At 69.2% G+C, this 21,524-nt stretch carries 19 protein-coding genes and 2 pseudogenes; 7 read left to right on the plus strand and 14 right to left on the minus strand.

The features are described from left to right. Positions 1-126 precede the first annotated feature (126 nt). From ACZ5XS_RS12745 to ACZ5XS_RS12755, 3 genes are read right to left on the minus strand one after another with little or no spacing between them, the layout of a single operon-like run. Entirely contained in the window at positions 127-498 is a 372-nt protein-coding gene (locus ACZ5XS_RS12745; RefSeq protein WP_468650505.1) for an RRQRL motif-containing zinc-binding protein, read from the minus strand. Further along, on the minus strand, positions 498-1,484 hold the full coding sequence (locus ACZ5XS_RS12750; RefSeq protein ID WP_468650507.1) for a DUF2637 domain-containing protein: 987 nt from the start codon (positions 1,482-1,484) through the stop codon (positions 498-500). The genes ACZ5XS_RS12745 and ACZ5XS_RS12750 overlap by 1 nt, the downstream gene beginning before the upstream one ends. Continuing rightward, a complete protein-coding gene (locus tag ACZ5XS_RS12755; RefSeq protein ID WP_468650509.1) occupies positions 1,481-1,771 on the minus strand; it encodes a hypothetical protein in 291 nt (96 codons plus the stop codon). The genes ACZ5XS_RS12750 and ACZ5XS_RS12755 overlap by 4 nt, the downstream gene beginning before the upstream one ends. Positions 1,772-2,235: 464 nt before the next feature. On the opposite strand from ACZ5XS_RS12755, the gene ACZ5XS_RS12760 reads away from it, so the two are divergent. Next, positions 2,236-2,616: a GntR family transcriptional regulator gene (locus tag ACZ5XS_RS12760; protein ID WP_468650511.1), complete on the plus strand. Its 381-nt coding sequence runs from the start codon at positions 2,236-2,238 to the stop codon at positions 2,614-2,616. A 158-nt stretch (positions 2,617-2,774) separates the two neighbouring features. Next, the gene (locus tag ACZ5XS_RS12765) at positions 2,775-4,022 is read left to right on the plus strand and encodes an XRE family transcriptional regulator (RefSeq protein ID WP_468650513.1); all 1,248 of its coding nucleotides are present in this window, start codon (positions 2,775-2,777) and stop codon (positions 4,020-4,022) included. Between the two features lie 160 nt (positions 4,023-4,182). Here the strand turns inward: ACZ5XS_RS12765 and ACZ5XS_RS12770 are convergent, their stop codons facing one another. After that, entirely contained in the window at positions 4,183-6,084 is a 1,902-nt protein-coding gene (locus ACZ5XS_RS12770; RefSeq protein WP_468650515.1) for a tetratricopeptide repeat protein, read from the minus strand. A 1,099-nt stretch (positions 6,085-7,183) separates the two neighbouring features. On the opposite strand from ACZ5XS_RS12770, the pseudogene ACZ5XS_RS12775 reads away from it, so the two are divergent. Further along, positions 7,184-7,300, plus strand: a pseudogene (locus ACZ5XS_RS12775) (DUF488 family protein, N3 subclade); the annotation flags it as partial. A 112-nt stretch (positions 7,301-7,412) separates the two neighbouring features. Here ACZ5XS_RS12775 and ACZ5XS_RS12780 read toward each other — a convergent pair. The 3 genes and pseudogenes from ACZ5XS_RS12780 to ACZ5XS_RS12790 form a co-directional block, all read right to left on the minus strand. Beyond that, positions 7,413-8,582, minus strand: a pseudogene (locus tag ACZ5XS_RS12780) (beta-ketoacyl-[acyl-carrier-protein] synthase family protein); the annotation flags it as partial. 36 nt (positions 8,583-8,618) lie between these two features. Further along, the gene (locus tag ACZ5XS_RS12785; protein ID WP_468650517.1) at positions 8,619-9,479 is read right to left on the minus strand and encodes a helix-turn-helix transcriptional regulator; all 861 of its coding nucleotides are present in this window, start codon (positions 9,477-9,479) and stop codon (positions 8,619-8,621) included. A gap of 157 nt (positions 9,480-9,636) precedes the next feature. Beyond that, positions 9,637-10,632, minus strand: coding sequence for an MFS transporter (locus tag ACZ5XS_RS12790; protein ID WP_468650519.1), 996 nt, complete (start codon positions 10,630-10,632; stop codon positions 9,637-9,639). Positions 10,633-10,676: 44 nt separating this feature from the next. On the opposite strand from ACZ5XS_RS12790, the gene ACZ5XS_RS12795 reads away from it, so the two are divergent. After that, on the plus strand, positions 10,677-11,108 hold the full coding sequence (locus tag ACZ5XS_RS12795) for a hypothetical protein (RefSeq protein WP_468650521.1): 432 nt from the start codon (positions 10,677-10,679) through the stop codon (positions 11,106-11,108). Here ACZ5XS_RS12795 and ACZ5XS_RS12800 read toward each other — a convergent pair whose 3' ends face one another. Together ACZ5XS_RS12800 and ACZ5XS_RS12805 are read right to left on the minus strand one after the other, a co-directional pair. Continuing rightward, positions 11,109-12,305 carry an LmeA family phospholipid-binding protein gene (locus tag ACZ5XS_RS12800; protein ID WP_468650523.1) on the minus strand — a complete coding sequence of 399 codons (1,197 nt, stop codon included), beginning with the start codon at positions 12,303-12,305 and terminating at the stop codon, positions 11,109-11,111. Between the two features lie 81 nt (positions 12,306-12,386). Then, on the minus strand, positions 12,387-14,201 hold the full coding sequence (locus ACZ5XS_RS12805; protein WP_468650525.1) for a bifunctional metallophosphatase/5'-nucleotidase: 1,815 nt from the start codon (positions 14,199-14,201) through the stop codon (positions 12,387-12,389). Between the two features lie 158 nt (positions 14,202-14,359). Here ACZ5XS_RS12805 and mshD point away from each other — a divergent pair, with 158 nt between their 5' ends. Then, positions 14,360-15,286, plus strand: coding sequence for a mycothiol synthase (gene mshD / locus ACZ5XS_RS12810; RefSeq protein WP_468650527.1), 927 nt, complete (start codon positions 14,360-14,362; stop codon positions 15,284-15,286). 306 nt (positions 15,287-15,592) lie between these two features. Here the strand turns inward: mshD and ACZ5XS_RS12815 are convergent, their stop codons facing one another. The 5 genes from ACZ5XS_RS12815 to ACZ5XS_RS12835 are packed head-to-tail and all read right to left on the minus strand — an operon-like array spanning position 15,593 to position 20,138. Then, on the minus strand, positions 15,593-16,297 hold the full coding sequence (locus tag ACZ5XS_RS12815) for an ABC transporter (protein ID WP_468650529.1): 705 nt from the start codon (positions 16,295-16,297) through the stop codon (positions 15,593-15,595). A gap of 41 nt (positions 16,298-16,338) precedes the next feature. After that, positions 16,339-17,859, minus strand: a complete 1,521-nt coding sequence (locus ACZ5XS_RS12820; protein ID WP_468650530.1) for an ABC transporter permease — start codon at positions 17,857-17,859, stop codon at positions 16,339-16,341. A gap of 8 nt (positions 17,860-17,867) precedes the next feature. Further along, a complete protein-coding gene (locus ACZ5XS_RS12825; RefSeq protein ID WP_468650532.1) occupies positions 17,868-18,731 on the minus strand; it encodes an ABC transporter ATP-binding protein in 864 nt (287 codons plus the stop codon). Beyond that, a complete protein-coding gene (locus tag ACZ5XS_RS12830) occupies positions 18,728-19,564 on the minus strand; it encodes a cupin domain-containing protein (protein ID WP_468650535.1) in 837 nt (278 codons plus the stop codon). Before ACZ5XS_RS12830 ends, ACZ5XS_RS12825 begins: the two co-directional genes overlap by 4 nt. A gap of 31 nt (positions 19,565-19,595) precedes the next feature. Then, positions 19,596-20,138 carry an RNA polymerase sigma factor gene (locus ACZ5XS_RS12835; RefSeq protein WP_468650537.1) on the minus strand — a complete coding sequence of 181 codons (543 nt, stop codon included), beginning with the start codon at positions 20,136-20,138 and terminating at the stop codon, positions 19,596-19,598. 111 nt (positions 20,139-20,249) lie between these two features. Here ACZ5XS_RS12835 and ACZ5XS_RS12840 point away from each other — a divergent pair, with 111 nt between their 5' ends. Beyond that, positions 20,250-20,636, plus strand: coding sequence for a GntR family transcriptional regulator (locus ACZ5XS_RS12840; protein ID WP_217241456.1), 387 nt, complete (start codon positions 20,250-20,252; stop codon positions 20,634-20,636). After that, on the plus strand, positions 20,633-21,523 hold the full coding sequence (locus tag ACZ5XS_RS12845; RefSeq protein ID WP_468650539.1) for an ABC transporter ATP-binding protein: 891 nt from the start codon (positions 20,633-20,635) through the stop codon (positions 21,521-21,523). The genes ACZ5XS_RS12840 and ACZ5XS_RS12845 overlap by 4 nt, the downstream gene beginning before the upstream one ends. The last annotated feature ends 1 nt before the right edge of the window (position 21,524 follow it).

Here is a 21,524-nt window from a genome sequence, read left to right on the forward strand (position 1 = left end):
ATTGGTGCGGCCAGCCGGTGCAGCAGCCAGAAAGCCGCTGGCGAAGGCGGCGTTTTTGCAGCAAGGCACACCGTCGCAGGAACCGAATCCTGGAGGCTGTCACGGAGTTCTTCGACATCCTGTAAGTCAGGCAGCGCACTGTTCCTCGGGGTAGGCGCAGGGCACGCACATGCCGAGCGAGGTGGGGATGACGTATCCCGCGTCGGTGCGGCACTGCGGGCAGGTGCGGCGGGCGCGCATCGCCTTGGCGAGCGCGGCCCGCTTGCCGGGCGTCATCGGCCGCACGGGCTTGGCGCGGTCGACGCGGTAGAGGTAGGCGACCAGCGGGCCGCGCCGGTAGCGCGGGCGCAGGACCTGAGCGGCGATCGGCTGACCGCCCGGACGTAAGCCGCGGGCGCGGAGCTGACGGCGGGTGGCCAATCCGTCCGGGGCGTAGCGCCACGGGTAGGTGGGCACTCCGTACGTCGCGCCGGTCGGGTCGAAGTACTTGCCGAACATCAGGCAGCCTCAGCCGTCGTGCCTTCGCCCTCCGAGTCGTCCACGGAGTGCAGCGGACGACCGTTGGCGCGCTCGGCCTTCAACTGGTCACGCAGCTTGCGGGCGTTGGCCTGCGAGACGTGCACGGCGGTGCGGATGCGGTCCGCAGTCAGCTCCGCGTCCGCCCACTGCGCGGTGGCCGTGCGTGATTCGGTGAGCAGTTCCTCGAACGTGCGCTGCGGCTTGCCCTTGGCCTTCGAGTTGGCCTGCCGACGTGGACGCGGCTTGGGGTCGACCGAGGGTGCCGGCGGGGGCGGGGTGGGTGTCCCCTCCTCGGTGGCGGGCGCGAGGTCGCCCATGCGCAGCATCACGCGCTCGCGCCGCGGCGTCTTCGTCCGCCACTGGCGGCCGTACGTCTCGCGCAGGTCCGCGCGGGCCAGCTGCCGTTCCTTCTCCCGCGCCAGCGCCTCCGTGTAGGAGGTGATCTCCCACAGCGTCATGCGGCGCCACAGCGCGAAGGTGGAGGGGAAGGCGAGCAGCCAGCGGGAGAACCGGATCTTCTCCATACGGCGACCGGTGGCGGCGCCGATGCGGACGGCGTAGATGTGCGCGCCGATCTCAGAGAACACGACCCACAGCAGCGGCATGGTGCCGTGGGCGACCTTGGCCCACATGCCCTGTCCTGCCGCGATGTTCAGCCCGCAGGTGACCAGGGTGAGCACCCAGGGCACGAACCGCACCCATGCGAGCGCCATATCCATGCGGATCAAGAGCAGGTTGGCGACGGTGAAGACCGGGATGGACACGTCGATCCCGACCGGCAGCATCCACGGAACGTGGAAGCCCCATCGGGCAGCGGCGGCCGACACGGCGTCGAAGGAAGAGATCAGACCGAGCGCGCCGACGCCGGCCGCGGCGAGCGCTCCAATTCCGGCAAGCCCCATCTCCGGCTTCGTCAGCGGCGGCACCCCGGACGCAAGCGCCTCGGGAGCGGGGTTGGTGGTCATGCCGCCACCCCCTTGCGTGCCGCGCGGCGGCGCCGGGCGGGACGGGCCAGCGGGACGACGTCGAACAGGTCCGGGTTCGCCTCGATAACCTGCGCGGCGATGCGGACCAGGTCGTCGGGAAGGCCGGGGTTGTCGGCGAGGATGTCGCGCGCCGCGTCCTCGCGGGCCGCGCGCTCTTCGTCCGTCTCGCCCTCGACGCCGAGCCACAGCTCAACCGGGGTGCCGAGCGCCAGCTCCACGAAGTCCACGGCAGAGACGGCCTGTTGGTGGCCGATGTACGTACGCATGACAGCTCCTGAAGTGGGAGGGACACGGAGCCGGAGAGCCGCAGGCGTTTGGTGAGACGGCGACTGCTCCGGAAGAACCCAGCCGCAGTGCGACAGGGGAAAGTGCCCCGACCGGGAGTCGAACCCTGTCTACGACCATCGGGGCGGTAGTGCGTCTCCTTCATCGCGACCGCGCTCCCGTATCAGGTAGAGCTGTCCGGCCTCGAAGTAGGCGTATGGAGACGTGACCTTTCGGTCTAAGCCCTCCGGTAAATGCCAAGGCGCCGGGTCGCCTCCCCCCGTCCGATGCGGGGCTCCTGGTCGTGCGGTCTTGCAGGTCAAGCACTTACGGAGACAGCCCGGCGAAGCCCTTCCAGGCCCGCCGTGCTGACATGTAACAGCATGTACTAGCACGTACCACGACGCAAGAGTGCCGCGAAGATTCGTGCTAGGTCGTACTAGGGGTGGGTACGCTCGATGGCGTGATGAGCGCTGAAATCTCGAAAGACGACCCGAGACCGGAGTCCGAGCAGGCGGCCGACATCCTGCGGCAAGAGATCCTGCGTGGCGACATCAAGCCGGGGGCCCATGTGGGCTCCGTGCGAGACTTGGCTACGCGCTTCAAGATCTCGGGAATGACGGTGCAGCGCGCCCTTACGATCCTCCGCGAGGACGGGCTCATCCTGACCACGTCGCGCGGCAGCTACGCCCGTGACCCCGAGCAGGCCACCGAAGCCAGCGAAGCCGACGCCGGCGTCGGCCTTCCCGAAGTCCTGCGTCAGCTCGAACATCTCACCTCCCAAGTCTCGGAACTCCGCGGCAGGCTCGAAGCGCTCGAAAACCGCTCCGTGCCGGGTGGTGCGTGATCTGCAACCAGCATGCGCAGAACGGGAGTTGAGAGGTAAGTGACAGCCTGGGGACGGCGAACCGGAGGAGGGGACATGTTCGGTGACACCCGTCTGTCACCTTCCCTGTCCCCCCGGCTCGCGCGCGAGACTCGGAGCAGGCACTCGGAGGAGGGCGCATGACCGACAACAGGCCCGCATGGGCGCGGCGCATCGCGGCTGAGCGGATGGCGCGCGACTGGTCGCAGCGTGACGCAGTCAGGGCCCTGCGGGCGCACGCTCCCACGGAGCTGCCCGCGGAAGAGAGCATGATTCGCCAGTGGAAGCGCTGGGAGTCCGGCCAGGCACCGAACGACTTCTACCAACCGATCATCGCGGCCACGTTTGGCACCGTGACGCACGCGCTCTTCCCGGCGCCCTCACGGCGGGACGGAGACAAAGAGATCTTGGCAGCGTCCGGCATGGAGACACTGGAGATCGTGAGCCGTCTCAACCGGTCCGACGTCGACAACGCCACCCTTGACGCGCTGCGGATCACGACGGACCGACTCGCCTCGGAGTACCCGTTCATGCCGAGCGAGCAACTTCTCATCGAGGGGCGGCAGTGGCTTCGCCGTGTCGTCGAACTGCACTCGAAGAGCCTCACGCTCGCGCAACACCGCGAGGTTCTCGGGCTGTCCGGCTGGCTCGCCCTACTGGTCGGATGTGTCGAGTACGACACGGGCGACCGCCACGCGGCCGAGTCGACGCGACAGGCTGCGCTCTCGCTCGCGACCGAGGCTGACCATGCGGAGATTGCCGGGTGGGCGCACGAGATGCGGGCATGGTTCGCCCTCACGACCGGTGACTACCGCGGCGTCATCGCGGCGGCGCGGGCCGGAGCTGAGACAGCGGCGCACCACGGAGTGGCCGTGCAACTCGCTGCCCAGGAAGCCAAGGCATGGGCGCGGCTCGGAGACCGCCGGCAGGTCGAGGTCACCTTGGACAAGGGGCGACGAATGCTCGAAGCGATGCCGCACCCCGAGAACCTGGACAACCACTTCGTGGTGGACCCCGCCAAGTTCGACTTCTACGCGATGGACTGCTATCGCCTGGTCGGTGAGGACAAGCTCGCGCGCACGCTCGCCGAAGAGGTGCTGAGGGTAGGAACGGACTTCGACGGCACCGACCGCTCGCCGATGCGTAACGCTGAAGCTCGCGTCACGCTGGGCGTCACGGCGGCACGTGAAGGGGACTTGGAGCAGGCACTCATCATGGGCGAACGCGCCCTCGAAGGGGACCGGCAGTCCGTGCCGTCGCTCATCATGACCAGCCGCGAACTCGCTGCCGAGATGCGGCGCCGGTACAGCTCCGAACCGGCGGCACAGGCCTACCTCGCACGGCTGCACGCCCTCGGCCACGAGAAGCCTGGGTTCCTCCCTCGGTGATCGGTCCATAAACCTGAGTCTCAATCTGTATGCGCAGGTCGGGTCGTTGGGATGAGTTGGCCTCGCCAGGCAACCTGGGGAGAGTGAAGGAAGATCTTCTCCCAGGTTTCTCCCAGAAGGCTGGGGTGACGGGCCAGCGACCGACGGAAGCTGGTTACGTCTAATCCCAATTTAACGGCCGCAACGAGTTCCATTCTCTGATCATCTGAAGCCCTTCATCTCCCATTAGGATCGCGGTATTAGAATCCCTGGCAAATTCTGACCTCATTTCCTCGCTTCCGCCGAAGCTGGCAAGGGTAATATCTGGAAGGGTGAGGTAGAGGCTGACACCAGCACGCTCTCCCTCTCTCAATATACGGAGGGCCAGCTCCACAGATTTCGGCTCCGCGTTAAAGATATTTTGCGCTTCTTCGATAGCCACCAAGATTGCGGGAGTTTCCAAAGTTGGATTTACGTAACCCGATTTCTCGATACGAAAGTCAAGCAGCCGCGTGATGCCATACAGTAGAGCCATCGATCGATCCAGGTCATTACCCTCGTACCATTGTGCAGCTTCGCGAAATTCCTCAAAATGCTTCTGTTCGCGAGACCAGTCAAGAAGACACAATATGTATCTATGTGACGAGAGTGCACCCACCAAGAGCACGCGGAGGGCGTTGCTCTTTCCCACCCCTGGCGCTCCCGCGATAATTCCGTGGCAAACGCCAATCCCTGGGCGGCTCAGCTGAAGTTTGGTCGGCTCTCTGTCCCACGCGCGCCCCATTGTCACCGTCCCTTCGTCGGGATCGTAGTCGGGTCCACGGTATTTGAGAGTGCCTGAATAGAAATCATCAAGATTTGCGATCCGGCGCCAATGGCGAACCGCTTCCTTGTTGCCTAGCTCTAGATAAACTTCCGCAAGGTTATTTGCCGCCTTAGTATTTCCAGACTCTGCCAGTGGCTCCCATGCTGATATGGCGTACTGAGTTTCCCTGGCCATGTACGCCCGCATGCCTATCAGCCATCGAACCCCTTCCTCCGGGTTCAGAGCGAGAGCCTCTTCCCAGATGAAATTGGGGATATTAGGGGTGTTTTTCCTGTCCTTTGAGAGTGCATCCGGAAGATAGTCGAAGGCGCGCCATGTTTGTTCATAAGTACCAGGAACTAGCAGGCTGGAGGCTCCGTATTGGACTGATGTCGCCCAGGAAAGCGCCTCGTCCCACGGCTCGGGCCGCAGAGATGGGTTTGAAAGATAGTTCACGTGCAGGTCCTTGAGGACTTCTATATCGACACCCTCCGTGAAACCAGATCGGGCCAGATCTACGCTTGTTTGCACCAAGGCGGCGCCCCGGGGATGACCACCTACCCGTTTAGCTCTCTTCCAGGCTTGCAACAGCGAGGGGCCAGCGGCTAGGTACTCTGATATGCCGTAGTCGGACGTGTGCTTGAGGGCTTCGGATATGCGCTCATCGCGAACCCTCTCAGCTCTTGCGATCTCTTCCGGGCTCCAAAGGCGCTCAAGCCTCACAGGATCAATCATGCGCAATAGGCGATTGCCAGCCCGCCATGTATTATGCTCTCCTATCTCTCCGGCAGTGCGGGGGCCACTTGTGTAGGTGTCAAATAGATCATCGCGCATTGTGGCTACAATGGCCACTTTTTCGCGTTCGAGTGATTCGGTAAGCATCGGGTCTATTCCCCGATAGCCCAAGAATCCCTCAAGGTCATCTAGCCAAAGCAAGAATGGGCCATCGGGTGACGAGTGCAGGATGCGGGGGATTGGGAAGAGCTCTGTTCCCGGCGTTGGCGCGTACAGTCTGTGATTCGGCATGAGGCGCTGAATCGCATTGTAGGCGGTTCGGCTTTTACCGGAAGTCGAGTCGCCCGTAATTAGTAAAATTCCACCGTGAGAGGAAATCAGGTCTACGCGACTTGCTATTTCGGCATCGGAATCGCGCTCGATATACTCCGGTATCGTTGGCCCGTTTTGGGTGTTGCGCGTACGATGAACGCCCAAGCTGAGAGCGCTCATCTCGTGGACCCTCGGCCAGTCAATCGGATCTGGGATTTCGTGATCGCTCACCGTCAGATAGAACTGAGGATTTGTTAGAATCGGCGCATTGGCGTCACCGCCTACAGCCACGGAGGATTCGCCAGAGGCTGAGACTTTCCGCGAGGTCACGAAGTGTTTCCCTGTCCCCCGTCGACCACGTCGGTCGAAAGGTCGCCCCTTGCATCCCTGCCGATGGCAATGCTTCCAGGACCATGGGCCAATGTGCCATTAGGTTCGGCGGGGGATGGCGTAACAGCTCCTGCTTGCGTGCGTGTGGCCACAGAGCCGCGCGTTGAGCCGCCCACTGCGATACTGCTGGCACCTGCGGCCGTCACGTTTTGTGAACTACCTTCGAAAAGTGTCAGCCCGATTTGTGTGGCTGCGCCAATGACCAACAGAGAACCCAATGCCACCCACCACGCGAGGCTCGCTTTATCGGTCGCCATGTTTATAACGATTCCAGTTGCGGTGGCGATCGCTACTGACGCCCCTGCTAGAACTCCCCGAATCGCGACTGCCGACATGCTCCACCTCCTGGAGACCTGTGGATCAGCTAACAAGAAGCGTATCGCGTATGGTCAGTCGCACGCATGCTTTGTACCGGTCCGGCAGCGCCTCCCTCTCATCCGGGGTGGCTGAAGTCACCGCTTCTGGTGTTGGCGATCGCGCACAGTCTTCTCCCAGCAGCGATCCCCCGCCGGAGACGTACTCCTGAACCCGGACACGTTGTCCGGGTTCACTCAGGTTGATCCGGCCGATCTGCCTCATCGTGTTGACCGTTGTAGGCCGACGCAGGGGGCCAAACAGGGGGCCAAACAAGGCAGCTCCACAAGGACCATCCCGGACAGTAGTGGACCGTGTCGGAGCTGAAAGATCAGGTCAGTCACCTCGAAGCAAGGCCACGAGGGGGCCCGATCGCGTTCGGGACGAAGAGGTCGTGGGTTCAAATCCCGCCACCCCGACAGCTGAAACACCAGGTCAAGGGTCTGATCCTCACTGAGGATCAGACCCTTCCTGCGTCTTCGGTGATCGTTTGGGAGAAGTCTGGGAGAAGCCTCGACCGGGAACAGCATGCGCGACCGATCAAGGGCCATGAAGATCACGGCACATGGCAGGCCATCACTCAGCGATCAGCCGCAAGAAGGGCTTCAGCAAGACCCGCCTCGGGGAGGCGCCTGCGGAGGCCGGGATCAAGTACACGCACCTGCATGGCCAGGGAAATCCCAAGGACAACCGGGCGCCGTTCCGGGGCATTCTGCACGCGTGACGGCGGCTGCCGGAGGGCCCTCTCGCCGTGGACGCGCGGGGGACAGGGTGCTTCCTGCCCGCCCGCCGTCCACACGGTGCGGAATCGGAGTTCAGCGCCGGCGCAGCGCCAACACCGCGTTGTGGCCGCCGAAGCCGAAGGAGTTGCTCAGGGCCAGGTCGCCGTGTTCGGGCAGGGGGCGGGCGACGTTCCTGACCACATCGAGCGGGATCGCGTCGTCGAGGTTGTCGCAGCTGATGGTCGGCGGAATCACCGCGTGATGCAGGGTGAGGACCGTCGCCACCGCCTCCACTCCGCCCGCCGCTCCCTGCAGGTGCCCCAGGCTCCCCTTGAGTGCCGTGACCGGAACCGGTACGACGCCGTCCTCGATGCCGAAGACGGTGCGCAGCGCGGCCGCCTCCGCCAGGTCGCCCTCCACGGTCGCCGTGGCGTGCGCGTTGATGTGCGCCACGTCGGTGACTTCGGCGCCTGCGCTCGTGACCGCCCGCCGCACCGCGGCCGCGATTCCGCGGCCGGTCGGATCCGGCGCGGCCAGGTGGTACGCGTCGGCCGACAGACCCCAGCCCGCGGCCTCGCAGTAGATCCGGGCGCCCCGGGCCAGCGCGTGCTCCTCCGACTCCAGCACCAGCACGCCCGCCCCCTCACCGTTGACGAAGCCCTCCCGGTCCTTGGCGAACGGGCGGGACGCGGTCCCGGGTTCGTCGTTGCGTGCCGACAGGGCGCGCATCGCGGTGAACGCGGCCATGACCTCGGGCGTCACGGCGGCCTCCGCTCCGCCGGCGAGCGCGATGTCCACATGGCCGTACCGGATGCGGTCGATGGCCTGCCCGATGGCCTCGGTGCCGGACGCGCAGGCACTGACCACGGTGCGGGCCTCCCCGGTGACATGCAGGTCGAGCGAGACCTGTGAGGCCGCCTGGGAGGGGACCGTCATGGGCGCGGTGAGCGGTGGGACATACCGCACGCCCTTGTCCCGCAGCCGCCTGTCCCCGTCGACGAGCACCGAGGCGCCGCCGATGATGGTGCCGAGGCTGACCCCGACCCGGTCGGGGTCCAGACCGCTGTCCTGGGTGCCGCCCGGGGCGAACCCGGCATCCCGCCAGGCCTCGCGGGCCGCGAGCAGCGCGAACTGGGCGGCCCGGTTCATGCGCCGCGCCTGCGGCTTGGGCAGGAGCTTCGCGGGGTCGTCGGGAACGGTGCCCCCGATGCGGATCGGATGGTCGGCGAAGGCAGGTGCGTCCAGCGGACGGATGCCGCACCGGCGAATTCCAGGGGGCGTTCGTCGTGTCCGTGCTGCTCAGCGATGGTGCACGGAGTCCAGATCCACCGTGAGGAGCTGCAGCGCGGCCTCGTGCGGGGAGTCGGGCTCCGCGTGGTAGAACTTCAGGATGTTGCCGTCCTGAAGATCAGCGGACTGGTACATCAACTCCAGCTCACCGACGACCGGATGGTCGAAGAGCTTCGTCCCCTCGATGCAGTTGGACACCCGCTGACGGCACCAGAGTGCCGCGAACTCCTCGCTCTGGATGGTCAGTTCCCCGATCAGCTCGGCCAGCCGCGGATCGTGGCGGTGGTTCCCGGAGATGAACCGCAGGTACGTCACGTTCGACTCGGACTCCGCCGCCCAGTCCGCGTACAGCGCCTGGACGTTGTCGTCGAGGAAGTTCATCTTGATGATGTTGGGCCGCCGCCCGGCGTCGTCGGGGACGCCGAAATCGAGGTGCGGGGCGAACAGCCGGTGGTACAGCGAGTTCCAGGCCAGGATGTCGCAGCGGTAGTTCAGCACGGCCGCCGCCACCTTGCCGAGCGAGGCCATCAGCATTTTCGTACTGGCGCTGAGCTGGTCGTCCTGGGGCGCCGACTGGTGCGGATCCTGCACCGATGTACCGATCTTGAGCAGGTAGTCCCGCTCGTCGGCGCCCAGATCCAGGGCGCGGGCGATGGAGAGCAGCACCTGCGGGGAGGCATGCGCGGTCTGGGACTGTTCGAGACGCGTGTAGTACGTCTGACTCACCCCGGCGAGCGCGGCCACCTCCTCGCGGCGCAGCCCGGGGACCCGGCGTGAGCCGCTGGTCCGCAGGCCCATCTGCTCGGGCCGGACGCGCTCGCGCATCTGTCGCAGGTAGCTGCCCAGGTCCGTGTTCACTATCTGGTCCACCCTTCTCATTATGAAGTCCCGTATGGCAGGGGCAATGGCGCCTCGACCCGCGGTGACCGGTGCCACAACGGCCGGGAGGGCGAGTCGCGCGCCGCCCTCCCGGCCGTACCGGCCCCGGTGCCTGGTGCCGGTGCCTGCTGTTGTGTGCCGTCGGCGCCTACCTCTGTGCCACCTTGCGGCGCAGCACCAGCCACAGCAGGAGACCGACCCCGACCTGGGCGAAGCCGGCCACGCCGATCGCCGTGTGGATGCCGGTGAGTTCCTCGGCCGCGGTCACGGTGCCGTGCCCGATGACGGCGGCGAAGACCGCGCTGATCAGCGGAATGCCGATCGCGATGCCGACCTGCTGGCTCTGGGTGGCCATACCGGTCGCCATGCCCTGCGCGTCGGAGTCGACGGACGAGGTGGCGATGACCATGAAGCACAGGGCCGCCAGCATGGAGAAGAAGGCGTTCACGAACTGGGTGATGATCAGCGGGACCAGCCAACGCGAGTCCGAGGTCGCCCACATCGCCGGCAGCATGAACGCGCCCTGGAGGAACAGGGAGACTCCGAGCATCGTGCGCGGCGAGACCCGCTGGAGGATGCGCGGACCGACCGTGCCGGCGATGATCTGGCCCACACCGATGCCGAGCAGCACCAGGCCGGCGACCAGGGACGACAGACCGAGCACGTTCTGGACGTACAGGCCGGTGAAGAAGATCAGCGCGGTCTCGCCGCCGAAGATGAACAGGGCGGCGACGTTGCCGAAGGCGATGTCGGGCTTCTTGAGGATCTTCACCGGGACCAGAGCGTCGGCGGTACGGCTCTCCACCGCCCAGAAGGCGGCGAGCAGGGCAGCGGAGGCGATGAGGGTGACGCCCGCCGCCAGGTCGAGGCCGGCCTCGCCGACACGGGTGACGCCGTAGATCCCGGCGAACAGGCCCAGGGTGATCAGCACCGCGCCGGGCAGATCGATCCGGCTGCGCTGTTCGGCGCGGCTCTCGTCGACGACGATCGGCACGACGACGATGGCGGCGATGGCCACGGGGATGTTGATGAAGAAGGCCCAGCGCCAGGAGAACACGTCCGGCTGGAGGAAGAACACGGCCCCGTCACTGACGACGAGCGTGTGGCAGCGCTCGACGAGTTGGAGGAACTCGACACCGAACACGAGTGGCGTCGAACCACCGGAAAGCACGACGCCGGTGAAGCTGCGTGAGGAAACAAGCCGGTGAGCACGGACAGAGGCCGCTCCGTGTCTTCGTCCTGGGCTGTGAAGCCCTCTCCCTGGCAGTGCGCGGCGACCGGAAGATGATCGCCTGGCTCGACCTCGCGGCCCGGGGTGAGGCCGAGGTTGTGACGTCCCCGATGACCTTGATCGAGGCGTACGACGGCAGAACGACCGAACAGCGCTGGGACTGGGTACTGTCCCGGCTCCAGGTCGTCGACATCGGGAAGGACGAGGCCCGCCAGGCACGCCGGCTGCTGGCTGACGCCAAGTTGCACGGCCACAAGTACGCGATCGACGCCGTGCTCGCCGTCATCGCGCGGCAGCAGAAGGGACAGGTCACCGTCTTCGCCTCGGACGTCGACGACCTGGAGAAGCTGGTCCCGGACACGATCGTCGTCAAGAAGGTGAGCTCGTGATCAGTCGCCGAAAGCCAGCCCCTGCCCCGCCAGCCGGACCCTGATCCCCGCCTTCTCCACCCGTACGTCCCGCAGCCGCAGCTCGCCCCTGGGCGGCTCGGGCAGTTGGAAGCCGAGGGAGAGCTGGTCGGCGAGGACCGGGCGGGTGAGGCGGGAGAGGGCGTCGACGAGCGCCGGGTCGAGGCCGAGGCGGTCGAGCACCTCGGGGTGGGCCAGGGTCAGGTCGAGGAGGTTGACCCGCATGGCCTGGTGGACGAAGTCGCGGGAGCCGGTCAGCGCGGCGAGTTCGCCGTCGTTGCGCAGTGCCTGGCGGACGGTCGTGTCCGGTACCCCCATGCGCCGTACGACCGACGGCACGGCCAGCAGTGCGCGCACCTTGCGGGTCTCACGGGCCAGTCCGGCGGCCGACTCGGGCGTCAGGTGCAGGCCCTCCGAGGCGCGGACGCCGGGCCGGTACGTGGCCAGGTCGCCCACCTTCAGGAGCATTCCGCCGATCGTCGTGGCGATGGCCTGGTCGCCGTCGCGCCCGATGCGTACGTCGGCCCGCAGCCGCAGATCGTGTCCGGCGACCGGGAGCGTGCCGCGCGCCAGGATGCGGTCGCGGCCGGTTCCCGTGAACGTCACCTGGGACGCGCCGAGTTCGCGCTTCATGTCGGCGAAGGAGAGCAGCACGTCGCCGCGCAGCTCGGGAACGCGGGCCCCGCGCACGGAGGTCGGCCCGTCGCCCTCGAGGGTGATATCCCGTGCCGTCGCCGACACCGAGGCCAGCGTGACCCGGTCGGCCGCCACGTCCGGGACGGTCACCTTCACCGACTCCAGCCGTCCGCCGACGAGTTGGGTCAGGAAGGGGAAGCCGCCGATCTGCACCTCGGGTGCCGCGGACAGCTTCATGCGGTCCTTGAGGGCGTCCGCCGCCCGCTGTTCGGCGTAGAGCACGGCCCAGCGGTCACCGAGGGTGAGGAAGGCGGCGAGCACCGACAGGCCCGCCACCGCCTTCAGCGCGAACGGCAGTCCGGCGAGGCGACCGCGCCGACGGCGTCGGCCGCCCCGGCGGTGCTGGGGCGGGGACCATGACTCGTCCCCGCCCGGCACTTCAGGCACTTCAGGCACTTCAAGCACTTCAGGCACTTCAGATACGTCAGGTACTTCATACGGGTCTGCGTAGGGTTGCGTCGATATGTGGTGGGGGGCGCGCATCGATCCATCCGACCACGCGTGTGCCCCCCACCCGCAACCTCAACCCGAGGTATGCGACTCAGCTCACGATCACCACGCGCACTACTGCACGACCGTGATCCGGTTCGTCACCGGCGGCGCGATCGGGTTCGCCGCCGAGGAGTTGGCCTTCAGGTACTTCTCCAGGGCCGCCAGGTCGTCTCCGCCGACGAGGTCGTTGGTGCCCTGCCCCAGGGTGAGGATGCCGTCGCCGCCGCCCGCGAGGAAGCTGTTCGTCGCGACGCGGTAGGTGGCCGCCGGGTCGATGGCCGTGCCGTTGAGCTTGACGGTGTCGGCGACCACGCGGTCGGCGCCGGTCTTCGTCAGGTCGAGCGTGTACGTCAGGCCGGTCGACGGCAGCAGGATCTTCGGCGCGGCCGTGTTCGTGCCGCTCACCTGCTCCTTGAGGATCTGGATCAGCTGGGTGCCGGTGAAGTCCTGCAGGTTCACGGTGTTGGAGAACGGCTGCACCGTGAAGCCCTCGGCGTAGGTCACCACGCCGTCGCCCTCGGTGCCCTTGGCCGCGTAGGTGAGGCCCGCGCGGACGCCGCCCGGGTTCATCAGCGCGAGGTCCGTCTCCGGGTCGAGCTCCTTGCCGTACGCCAGTTGCGCGTCGGCGATGAGGTCGCCCATCGGGGACTCGGTGCCGGCGCTCGGTATGTCGGCGGAGATGTAGCCGATCGCCTGGTTGCCGATGGGCGCCGCGAGGGTGTTCCACTTGCTGATCAGCTCGGTCATGTCCGTCGCCTTGGGCACGGTCCGGGTGACCACGTGGTTGGCGGACGGCACGGCCGTACGGGCGATGTCACCCGTCCAACGGTCGTAGGTGAGCGTGGTGTCCGTGTAGAGACGGCCGAAGGACGCGGCCGAGGTGACCGTGCGCGGCTTGCCCGACGGGTCGTTGATCGTGCACGCGTACGCGGCGTGGGTGTGTCCGGTGACCAGCGCGTCGACCTGCGGGGTGATGTTCTTGGCGATGTCGACGATCGGGCCGGAGATGCCGTCGCCGGCGCCCGGGGAGTCGCAGTCGTAGTTGTACGACGTCGAGGCGGGCAGGCCGCCCTCGTGGATGAGCGCGACGATCGACTTGACGCCCTGCTTCTGCAGCACCTTGGCGTACTTGTTGATCGTCTCGACCTCGTCCTTGAACTTGAGGCCCTTGACGCCCTCGGCGGAGACGACGCCCGGGGTGTCCTCCAGGGTCACGCCGATGAAGCCGACCTTGACGTCCTTCTTCTTCCACACCCAGTAGGGCTTGAGGATCGGCTTGCCGGTCTTCTCGTTCAGCACGTTCGCCGCGAGGTACGGGAAGTCGGCGCCCTCGAACTCCTCGTCCGAGTAGCAGCCGGCGGTCGGGTGGCAGCCGCCGTTCTGCAGGCGGCCCAGCTCCTTGGCGCCCTCGTCGAACTCGTGGTTGCCGACGCTCGTCACATCGAGGTCGAGCTTGTTCAGCGCCTCGATGGTGGGCTCGTCGTGGAAGAGGCCCGAGATCAGCGGGGAGGCACCGACCATGTCGCCGCCGGCCGCCGTGATGGAGTACTTGTTGCCCTCGCGGGCCTGGCGCAGGTGGGTGGCGAGGTACTCGACACCACCGGCGTCGATCGTCTTGGTCGTGCCGTCCGCCTGGAGTTCGGTGACCCGGCCGGAAGAGCCGGACGGCGGCTCCAGGTTGCCGTGCAGGTCGTTGAACGACAGCAGCTGTACGTCCTGGTAGCGGCCCGGCGCCTGACCGCCGGGCCTGCCCTTGGACTCGCCCGCGCTCGCCGCCGACGGCAGCGCCGCCGCCAGCGCGCCGACCGTGGCGAGACCGGCGGCCGCGGCCACCAGACGATACGTACGACGTCTGCGGTGCTCGCGCGACTGGGATGTGGCTGGCATACGCCCCCCTGGGTTTCTGGTGAGGAAGTGGGTGAGGAAGTGGCCCCGTCCCGGCGCAGCCTAGGGTCAACGCGCGTAGCGCGACAGAGGTTTCGTGGTTACATCCTGGTTGCTTCTTTGCCGCCACTTTGCCGGTACCTCCCCTTACCCTCGTACGCATGACCAGCGACGACACCGCACTCCCCGGCAGCTCCCGCTCGATCGAAACCCACTTCGCGCTTCCCCCGGACCGGACCGAGGCCGTGTTCGGGCTGCTCGCGGAGGCCGCCCGTAACGACGGGCAGCAGGCAGTTTCCGAACAAGGGCGGCTGCAGTTGCGGGGCGGTCCGCGCGAGGGCGTGTCCCATTTGCTGCTGTCTGTGGGGGCCGAACTGGTCGGCTACGCGCAGTTGGAGGACACCGACCCGGTGGAGGCGCCGGCCGCCGAACTCGTCGTCCACCCCGCGCACCGCGGTCACGGCCACGGGCGGGCGCTGGGCTCGGCGCTTCTCGCCGCGTCCGGCAAGCGGCTGCGGGTGTGGGCGCACGGTGGTCACTCCGCCGCGCGGCATCTGGCGCAGGTCCTCGGACTCACCCTCTTCCGCGAACTGCGCCAGATGCGGCGGTCATTGACGGACCTCGACCTCGCGGACCCGGTGCTTCCCGAGGGGGTGACCGTCCGCACCTTCGTCCCCGGCGCCGACGACGCGGCCTGGCTCGCGGCCAACGCGGCCGCCTTCGCCCACCATCCCGAGCAGGGTTCGCTCACGCAGCGGGACCTCGACGACCGCAAGGCCGAACCGTGGTTCGACCCCTCCGGGTTCTTCCTCGCCTTCCGCGGCGACGAACTGGTCGGGTTCCACTGGACGAAGGTCCACGCGGACGAACGGCTCGGCGAGGTGTACGTGGTGGGTGTACGGCCCGGTGCCCAGGGCGGGGGGCTGGGCAAGGCCCTTACGGCGATCGGGTTGCGGCACCTCGCGGGGCGGGGGCTGCCGACGGTGATGCTGTATGTCGACGCCGACAACAAGGCGGCGGTGTCGGTGTACGAGCGGCTGGGGTTCGTGACGTACGAGACGGACCTGATGTACCGCACGGAGACGTGACGCCGGGCGGCGCGGACGCCTGACGCCAGGCGGCGCGGACGCCTGACGCCGGGCGGCGCCGGTGCGGGCCTCGCTGGGGGCTCCGCCCCCAGACCCCCGGCCTGTGCCCACCCACCGCCCGACTCGGTCGGCTGAAAGGTGGCCGACTCGGTCGGACGGCCGGGGCGACTCAACGGACCGCCGAGGACCGGACTCGACCCAGGCCCCAGGCCCCAGGCCCCAGGGCCCAGGACCTGACTCGGCGAGCGGCCAAGCCAAGCCCTCCACTCGGCGCCCAGCCTCAGGCGCCCGCAGGACCCCCGGACGTCACCCGCTCGTCGGGCCCGCCACCGCGGACCGGCGACGCAGCGGCAGGCCCCGCCGAAGCGGTTCCGGGCCGCACGCGCCCCACACCAGCGTCGCCGCCGCCAGGACCAGCGCCCAGCGTTCGTGGGCGGCCTGCCACTGCGGGTCGCCGGTCGGTACGAACAGGGACCAGCGGTCCGGCAGCAGGAGTTGGGCCAGGACCGCCGTGGTCAGGAGGCCGGCCGCGACGGACGGTCCCGGCTCGGGGTCGTTCGCGAAGCGCACGGCCGTCGCGGCGGCGGCGAGTGCGAGGGCGGCGGCCGCGGCGGCCTCCAGGGTGAGGGCGCCGACCGGGGGCCGCACCTCATGCGGTACCAGGGCCAGGACGGCCGTCCACCACAGCACGGCCACCGGCGCGACCCACGCCACCCGCAGTCCCGCCCGCACCCAGCGCCGGGTGGTGACGGGCACGGTGAGGTGCCGTGCGGGATCGTCCAGCAGGAACGACAGGCCGAGGGCGAAGGCGAGGGCGGCGGCCCGCAGCAGGTTGAGGGCCAGCCATGCGTCCGGCGGGCCGTCGGACAGCCGGGGCAGCCCGACGATCAGCAGCCCCACGACGGCCCCCGCGCCCAGCGCCCGCCAGGGCACGGTACGCCCGACAGCCCACACCAGGTCCCCGCTCACACCACGCACGTGACGGCCCCCCTCGACGCCCTGCACAGCCATGCCCCACCCACTCGCACCCCGGCCCGCACCACCACGCCCCCTCACTCCCCGCACTCGTCGTCCTCCTTGGGCACCTCGGCCCCCAGCACCCGGGCCGCCTCAGCCGTGGTCACTCCCGGGGCCGTCAGCTCGGCCCAGTGCTTCTTGACCGTGGCGGTGACCTCGCCGCGCGGACGCTTGAGCAGTTCGACCACCACCGACGTCTGTCCGGCGGACATGGACAGCGGGTTGGTGGGTGTCAGGACGATCGCGGAGCCGCTGAGGCTGTCGTCGAGGCGGACGTCCCGCAGGTCGGCCGTCGGGTCGGCGGCGCCGCCGAGGGCGAGCCACATCACGGTCACCATCCGTCCGTCGCACAGTCCGCCGCCCTTGGTCTCGTCGCCCGCGACCAGCACGGAGGCGACGGCCGCCGCGAACTCCGGGACGCGGTTGCCGCCCCAGCGCGTGCCGACGGTGACCTGGTGGGGCGTGGCGGACGGGGTGAGTGTGCTGTCGCTGGTGAGGCCGTAGGTGGCGTCGATCCGCTGCCGTACCAGCAACCGCTGCTCGGCCGCCGGGCCGCCCGCGAGGGACTGGACCCGGTCGACGATGCCGGCCCAGGTGCCCGCCCGGCCGGTCCACTCCGGGAACGCGCAGTACGTCGAGGTGCCGTGCCGGGTGCACGACTGCTGCTTCTCCGGGGTGAGGGTGGCCCGCTCCCGGGCCGCGGTCAGCTCCGCCGAGACGCCACCGGACTGTGCGACCGCGCCGGTCAGGGTGAGGGCGAGGGCGCCCGCGAGGGCCACCTTGACGGGCCGGGTCCGGCCGCCGCCGGCCAGCACGGCAGCCGTGGCCGCCAGCAGGACGAGGCCGATCAGGTAGAGGGCGTGCCAGGCGGCGGGCCGCCCGATCAGGTCGGACGGGAGTGTCTCGCCGCTGTTCTCACCGACGACCGGCGACAGCCAGCGGCTCCACTCGGCGCCGCCCGTGCCGGCGGAGATGAACGTGGCGACGGTGAACAGGCCGAGCACCAGGATCGGCGCGGCGAACACGGTCGGCACCAGGCGGGCGATCAGCACGCCGAGGGCGCCGCACAGCAGCACGTACAACGGCCCGACGGCGAGTTCGGCGACCGATCCGTGGCCCACCGCGCCCGGCCTGAGGGCCTGCCAGGTGAACTCGCCCAGCACCACCAGCGCGGTGAGCACGGCGAACGGCAGGACCGACAGGACGTGCGCGACCGTTCGCCGCCACGGCTCCATCACCAGCACGCCGAAGTGCCGGTCGGTGCCGCGCCGGCGGGAGCGCAGCGCGCCCCGGTTGACGCAGACGAGCAGCGCGATGCCGAGGAGCAGGGGCGCGGACTGTGTTCCCCGGTCGGCGTCCTGGAGGGCGGGGAAGGCGTCCATGCCCTCGCGTCCGGACAGCAGCGTCCAGAGGGTGTAACCGACGTAGACGAGGAGGGTGACCAGGACCGCGATGTACCGCAGGAGGTCGCGTGCCTCGAAGCGGGCGAGGGCGACCACGGCCGCCCAGGGCCGGCGTGGCTCGCTGTGCGCGACGGGCGCAACCGTCGCTTCCATGACCGTGTTCACGCTGCCGCCACCTCCGCGTCCGCGCCGTCGAGGGTGAGCAGGTAGCCGTCCTCGAGGGTGGGTTCGAGGAGGTCGGCGCCCGGCGGCGGATCGCCCACGTTGCGGAAGGAGCCGGTGCCGGTGCGCCAGCCGGCCAGTGCGCCGGGGTCGCGTTCCGTGCTGCTCCACACCCGGCCGGCGGCCCGCGCGGTCAGTTCGGCCGGGGTGCCGTCGAAACGGACCCGGCCGGCGGCCAGGACGACGACCCGGTTGCAGAGCATGGCCACGTCCTCCGTCTGGTGGGTGGACAGCAGCACGGTCCGCCCCTCGCCCGCCTGCGCGATCAGCTCCCTGAAGCGCATGCGCTGTTCGGGGTCGAGGCCGACGGTCGGCTCGTCGAGGACGAGGAAGCCGGGGTCGCCGACGAGCGCGGCCGCCAGCGCGACCCGCTGCCGCATGCCGCCGGACAGCCTCTTGATGCGCCGGCCGCGTACGTCGCCCAGGTCGACCTCTTCGAGGACGCGCCGCACCTCGCGGTGGCGGGCACCCCGGTCGGTCAGCTCCTTCAGGATCGCCACGTAGTCGACGAACTCGAAGGCCGTGAAGTCGGGGTGGAAGCCGGGAGTCTGCGGCAGATAGCCGAGCGAGCGCCGCACCTCCTGCCGCCCGCGTGAGGTGCCCGGGTCGTTCCCGAGCACGGTGAACGCCCCGTGGTCCGGCGGCACGGCCGTGGCCAGCACCCGCAGCAGGGTGGTCTTCCCGGCCCCGTTGGGCCCGAGCAGTCCGGTGACGCCCCGGGTCAGCCGCAGCGACACGTCGTCGAGGGCGCGGGTACCGCCGTAGCGGAGGCTCAGCCCGGAGGCGGAGACGGTGGGGGTCATACGGAACTCCCGTTGAAGAGGTCGAAACGGTCACGTAGAAGGAAGAGCAGCCCGGCGGCGAGCGCGGCGACCGCCGCGGCCGCGCCCTGCCCGGCCGCGGTGAACGGTGCGAGCGGGTCGCCGTCGGCCGCCTGCCGTGCGTGTGCCGTCAGCAGCAGGGCGATCCAGGACCCGCCGACCAGGGCCGGCGCGAGTACCGGTCCCAGCCTCGGCGTGAGCGCCAGCCCGGTCGCGGTGAGGGCGAGCGCGGGCAGCAGCCAGGCGAGGGCGCGCAGCCCGTAGCCGGGGAGCGCGAGCGTGGCGAGCCCGTTGAGGCCGAGTCCGGTGACGAGGACGGCGACCGTACGGACCATCAGCAGCCGGAAGCCGTGCGTCGGCGAGACGACGGCCATCTCGTACGTCGGGTCCAGTGCGGGTCCGTACGACAGGGCGACCCCGGCGAGCGGCAGCAGCGGCGCGAGCACGAGGAAGAGCGTGGGCGTGCCGGCGTCCGGGCGGGTGTTCGCCACGAGCACGGTCATCACCAGGACGGCGACGACCGAACCGAGCCAGGACGCGCGCAGCACCGGCGTGGCCGCGAGCAGCCGCGCGGTGTGGTCGGCGACCCCGACCCGGATCAGCAGCGACTCGAACAGGCCCGGCCGGGGGGCGTCGAGTTCGGCGTCGAGCCGTTCCCACCCCGCGTCGAGGGCGACCGGGTCGCTCACGTCGGCGAGCACACCCCGGCACTGGGCGCAGGCGGTGAGATGCGCGTCGGCGGACCACAGGACCGGGGGCGCCAACTCGCCTTGGGCGTAGGCCCGCAGATCCTCCTCGGACACGTGCCAGGTCATGCCGCCACCTCCCGCGCTCGTCGGTTCGTCCTCATGCCAGCGCCTCCCGCAACTGCTTCCGGGCCCGCATCGCCCGCGTCTTGACCGTGCCCGGCGGGATGCCGAGGAGGACGGCCGCCTCCCGGGTGGTCAGCCCGTCGATGACCGTCGCCTGCAGCACGGCGCGCAACTCCGGTGAGAGCCGGACCAGGGCGCCCGCGAGGTCCCCGTGCTCCACCCCCGCGAGCACGCGTTCCTCCGCGGACGCCTCTTCCCGGTGCCGCAGCCGCGCCAGCGCCTGCCGCAGCCGCCCCCGTGCCCCGTCGCCGCGCAGCGCGTCGACCAGCCGCCGGGAGCCGATGCGCCACAGCCACCCGGCGGCATCACCTTCCGCGTGGTAGCGGGCGGTCCCCCGCCACACCGCCAGGAACGTCTCCTGGACGACGTCGTCGACGATCCCGGCGTCGGAGCACCGGCCGCGCAGTCGTGCGGTGAGCCACGGCGCGAAGCGCCGGTACAGCTCTTCGAAGGCGCGCCGGTCCCCGTCCGCCGCGATGGCCCGCAGCAGCTCCCCGTCGCTTCTCGTTTCGCTCACGTCTCCTCATCGGACGAGCCCGGTCGATCGGTTCACGCGATCACGCTTGACTTTTCCACGCCCCTTCCACCACCCTTTCACTACTCAATTAGTGAAAGGGTGGTGGAGCGCGTGGTCGAGTACCGCATCGACCGGCACAGCGGCGTAGCCACCTACGTCCAGATCGTCCAGCAGACCAAGCAGGCACTCCGCCTCGGCCTGCTCGAACCCGGCGACAGACTGCCGACGGCCCGCGAGGTCGTCGCAGCCACCGCCATCAACCCGAACACCGTGCTCAAGGCCTACCGCGAACTGGAACGGGAGGGCCTGGTCGAGGCGCGGCGAGGCCTCGGCACCTTCGTCCGGCGCACGCTGGGCACCGCACCGGCCGACTCACCCCTGCACGGCGAGCTGGACACCTGGACGGCCAGGGCCCGCGAGGCCGGGCTGGGCCGCGAGGACGTGGCCGCGCTGTTCACCGCCGTACTCGAGAAACACTTCCAAGGAGACCCGTCATGACCGACACGGCGTTGGCCGCGACCGCGCTGGGCAAGCGCTTCGGCCGCCGAGGAGGCTGGGCACTGAAGTCGTGCACCTTCCGGCTGCCCGCCGGCCGCGTCTGCGCGGTCGTCGGCCCCAACGGGGCGGGCAAGTCCACCCTGCTCGCCCTCGCCGCCGGCCTGCTGGTCCCCAGCGAGGGCACGGTGACCGTCCTCGGGACGACCCCTGGCGAGGCACGCGCACGCGTGGGCTTCGTCGGCCAGGACAAGCCGCTGTACCCGCAGCTCAGCGTCGCCGAGACACTACGGATGGGCGCCGATCTCAACCCCGGCCGCTGGGACGCGGCCGCCGCCGAGCGGATCGTGGCCGACGGCGAGCTGAACCCGACGTCCCGCATACGCTCCCTCTCCGGCGGCCAGCGCACCCGCGTCGCCCTCGCCCTGGCCCTGGCCAAGCGGCCCGAACTGCTGCTGCTGGACGAGCCGATGGCCGACCTCGACCCGCTGGCCCGGCACGAGCTGATGGGCGTCCTGATGGTGCGGGCCGCCGAGCACGGCACCACGATCGTGATGTCCTCGCACGTGGTCGCCGAACTGGAGGACTCCTGCGACCACCTGCTGCTGATCGGCGGCGGCCGGGTGCGTCTCGCCGGAGAGATCGACGAACTCCTCGCCGCCCACGCGCGTGTGTCCGCCCCCGCGGAGACCGGCCTGGCCCCGCACACCGTCGTCGAGTCCCGCACCACCGGCCGCCAGCTCACCGCCCTGATCCGCCCGGCGGGCCCGGTTCCCGACGGCTGGCGAGTCGACGGCCGCCTCTCCCTGGAGGAGCTGCTCCTCGCCCATCTGCGCAACCCCGAGGCGCCGGCCCTGACCTCGGCCGAGTTCGAGGAGAAGGCCGCGTGAG

It is taken from the genome of Streptomyces sp. NPDC033131 (genome assembly GCF_055578365.1).